The sequence below is a fragment of the Vibrio genomosp. F10 str. 9ZD137 genome, assembly GCF_049974785.1.
Taxonomy (GTDB): domain Bacteria; phylum Pseudomonadota; class Gammaproteobacteria; order Enterobacterales; family Vibrionaceae; genus Vibrio.
On sequence record NZ_JBNGCJ010000915.1, the window covers coordinates 1 to 2,112 of the forward strand.

Below are 2,112 nucleotides of genomic sequence, written 5' to 3' on the forward strand. Positions count from 1 at the left end.
TATTTTGCGACCAAAGAGACGATTGAACTCCACGAGAGTAATAAACATATTGATATCAATATTATGCATGGAACTCTTGACCCTGTGGTGGTTCCGCAATTGGGTGAGCAGGCACTTAACGCTCTTCAAAGTAAAGGCTATCAGCCCGCTTATCATCAGTATGCGATGGAGCACTGTGTTTGTGCCCAGCAAATTAACGACATTTCACAGTGGATACAAATACGTCTGAGCTGAACAAAGCGGCGGTAGGTCTCGCCGTTGAAAGTGAGAGTGTTGGCATCAACAAGACTAGCCGTTGGCAAAGCTCACGACAAAGGTATTTACACTGTTGGTTCTTGGGGCAATCTCAATCGTTGCACTATGCAATACAGCAATGTCGTTGCAAATTGCCATTCCCAAACCCGCTCCATCGCCTTTTTCTGATTGGCCGCGATAAAACTGTTCAAACATTCTTTCACGTGTTTCTTGGGGTATTTCTGGCCCACTGTCTGTAACGAATACTTTGGTCGAGTGTTGCTCTTGAGTAACACTGACCAGAATTTCACTGTGTGTTCCTGAGTACCGAATGGCGTTATCAATGAGGTTTCGAAATAGCACCTCTAGCAGCATTTTATCGCCAGAAAGTTGAGCTTGAAACGGGTTTAGACTGATGTCTTGATTTTGTCTCAAAGCGAGTGGGGCGAGATCCGCAATAACGGTTTGTAAAAGAGGCATGAGTTCGACGGGATCAAAAATACGCTCTGAAAGACTGTCTACTTTGGCTAGGGTAAGCAACTGATGAATCAGTCGATCGGTTCTTTCAATGCCTTGTAAGATATTTTGTAAGTCACCATGTAATTGCTCTGGGTCGTTACTTTGCAGTGCATTTTCTACGTTTAGGCGTAAGATCGTTAACGGTGTTTTTAGTTCATGTGCCGCGGCATGGGTAAAACGTTTTTCTCGTTGCCACGCGAGTTCAAGTTCTGATAGCAATGAGTTTAGGGCATCGACTAATGGATCAAGTTCTAAGGTGTGTTGATTCACATGGATTCGGTCCAAATGGTGAACATTGCGTTGGGTTATGGCCGTTCTCAGCTCGCTAATTGGACGAAAGTATTTGTCGATCAACCAAAATAGTAACAGCAATAAAGTCGGTAGGAGTAAAAACTGTTCAATGGAAGTGGACAGGGCAATCTCACTAATGATTTCTTGCCTGATTGCTTGTTTTTCGGCGACAACAACGTATTCACTTTGGTCAGTGGAGCTAGGAAAAGAGAGCTGGAATGTTCTCCATTCAATTCCTTCCTGTAGCACGTCTGCGTAACCGCTGTCATTCGCGGAAGAAGATAACGGATTAACGTGGGAGGAAGAGCTCCAAAGCAGTGCATTGTTGCGGTAAAATTGAAAGACGAGATTTTGTTCATAGGGGTGGCCGAATGTTGTCGCCTCGTCTTCATCGTGTTGCGCGAGCTGATCGATATTGGCCATCCATTGTTCGAACTGTGTGATGTGGCTAGACAGTGTTTGTTTGTCTGTTGCAGTAGACAGAGTAAAGAGCATTAGCTTGGCGGATTGTCCAAGCCTTGCATCGTAAACTTCTTCCACTTCATGCTTCGCAGATTGAAAGCTAAAATAGAGAGCGATAATGAGCAGGGCGCTGACCAACATGCAGACAGACAGAGTGAGTTGGCGTTTGATCGAATACGGCTTTTTATTTTTCAAGAATGTACCCTACACCACGAATGTTTTTAATGACAACGTTTGGCGCCTTTTTACGTAGATTATGAATGTGCACCTCAATCGCATTATCACTGGCGCCTTCATCCCAGCCATGAAGTGATTGTTGTAACTGCTCTTTACTTTGAACACGCCCCACGTTGGTCATGAAGCTGGTGAGAATTTTGAACTCATTACGAGTGAGGTTGAGCGGTGCACCGTCATAACGAATCGACTGTTCCGATAACGACAACGACAGCAATCCCACTTGAATGATTTCGTCGGCGCAGCCAGATTGGCGTCGAATTAACACTCGTAGCCGGGCCAGTAATTCTTCTAACGCGAAAGGTTTACCCAAGTAATCGTCGGCGCCACCGTCTAAACCTTGAACTCTGTCTCGTATGTCGTCTCTGGCTG

3 protein-coding genes are annotated in these 2,112 nt (G+C 45.1%); 1 reads left to right on the forward strand and 2 read right to left on the reverse strand.

What is annotated here, in order from left to right:
- A partial coding sequence (locus ACP45E_RS20240; RefSeq protein WP_426511705.1) for an alpha/beta hydrolase occupies window positions 1–234 on the forward strand: 234 nt, incomplete at its 5' end.
- Between the two features lie 54 nt (window positions 235–288).
- On the opposite strand, the gene ACP45E_RS20245 is transcribed toward ACP45E_RS20240, so the two are convergent.
- Together ACP45E_RS20245 and ACP45E_RS20250 are read right to left on the reverse strand one after the other, a co-directional pair.
- Window positions 289–1,701, reverse strand: a complete 1,413-nt coding sequence (locus tag ACP45E_RS20245; protein ID WP_017037673.1) for a sensor histidine kinase — start codon at window positions 1,699–1,701, stop codon at window positions 289–291.
- Window positions 1,691–2,112: winged helix-turn-helix domain-containing protein (locus tag ACP45E_RS20250; RefSeq protein ID WP_198927771.1), on the reverse strand; the 422-nt coding region annotated here is incomplete at its 5' end. The genes ACP45E_RS20250 and ACP45E_RS20245, both read right to left, overlap by 11 nt.